The sequence below is a fragment of the Mesorhizobium sp. M4B.F.Ca.ET.089.01.1.1 genome, assembly GCF_004022605.1.
GTDB classification, from domain to species: domain Bacteria; phylum Pseudomonadota; class Alphaproteobacteria; order Rhizobiales; family Rhizobiaceae; genus Mesorhizobium; species Mesorhizobium abyssinicae.
The window spans coordinates 1-1,456 of record NZ_RZOS01000812.1; the positions used below are offsets into that span (position 1 = coordinate 1).

Genomic DNA, 1,456 nt, shown 5'->3' on the forward strand with positions numbered 1-1,456 from the left:
AGTGGTGTAGCGATAGCCGCCCTGCCCGAAGCGCTCGCCACAGAATGGCAGGTCGAACCCGCCGATCGAGGCGATGAGAGTCTCGCCGTCATGCCGTAGCTGGATCAGGGTTAGAATCTCCTTCATCAGCGCCCGGCCGGCCTCCTTGCGCTCGCTATAGGCAACGTTGGCCACGCTCATGACGAAGGCCTCACCGGCGGTCGGCACGCGATGCTCTACGTCATTGCCGATTTCCGCGATACGGCGCGTCGAATGCTCGATGTCGCGCTCGGCGTCGCGGATCTGCCGGCGCACGGCATGCTGGTCGTCGATGTGGGCGGCGCGCAGGCGCTCGAGCCGTGCGATGTCAGTCTCAAGACCGGCCTTCTGCATCAGACGCTGGTCACCGGATGCGATCGCCTTGGCCATGGCGAACTGGTTGGCTTGACCCTCGCCCAGATCTTCCAACCGCCGGATGGAAGTGTCGCCGGACAGTACCGCCGCGATGAAGCGGGCCTTACGTTCGTTGTTCTGCCACATGGTGGCGTCGAGCGAGCCCTCCGTTGCGTAGGCGAAGATGTCGATTTCGTCGTGCTGGTTGCCCTGTCGGACGATGCGGCCCTCGCGCTGCTCGATCTGCGAAGGCAGCCAGGGCACGTCGAGGTGATGCAGTGCCTTCAGGCGAAGCTGCGCGTTGACGCCGGTGCCCATTGTTTCGGAGGAGCCGATGAGGAAGCGCACCTTGCCGGCTCTCACGTCGCCGAACAGCCGCTGCATGGCTTCCGATTTCTTAAAATCCTGCATGAAGGCGATCTCGCAGGCGGGAACCCCCAGGTGGACAAGCTCGTCGCGAATCCAGCGATAGGCGGAAAACCCCCGCGTCTTTTCGACGTTGATCGTTCCGAGATCGGAAAAGATCATCTGCGCGGCGCCGGCAATCTCGTAGGGCTTGCCATCGGGACGGACATAGCTGTTGCCGGCAGTTTCCCTCCAGATGCGGAAGGCATTCGAGACAAGAAGATTAAGCTTGTTGTCGGGCTCGTCGTCATTGTCGGGATCGACCAGCCGCAGATCGATCGCGGCATGGCGCCCGTCGGTGATGACCGAGAGAAGAATATCGTCCCCCGGCTCCGGCGGCCGGTCGCGCATCTCGATCGCCTTGATGCGCTCGGCGAGCACCAGCTGGTAGCGCTTGAAGGCCGGCGTGGGCTTGGCCGTCAGGATCTGGCGCCGGCCGGTCGAGATCGCGGGCACCTTGACATGGTCGCGCAGGTCCTGCGGCATCACGACATCGGCAAAGGAGCGGAACATCGCGATCAGCTCGGGGACGTTGACGAAGCTGGCGAAGCGCGTGACCGGCTTGTATTTCCCGGAGGGCTGAAGCTCCAGTTCGGTCGTCACGTCGCCGAAGGTCGAGGCCCAGGCATCGAACTCGTGCAGGCCGCGCTCGGCGAGCGCGCCATGGCCGAGATAGCGC

1 pseudogene is annotated in these 1,456 nt (G+C 63.9%); it reads right to left on the minus strand.

Going from position 1 to position 1,456, the window contains the following annotated elements:
• Positions 1 to 1,456 (minus strand): annotated as a pseudogene (locus EN780_RS34115) (lactate dehydrogenase); the annotation flags it as partial.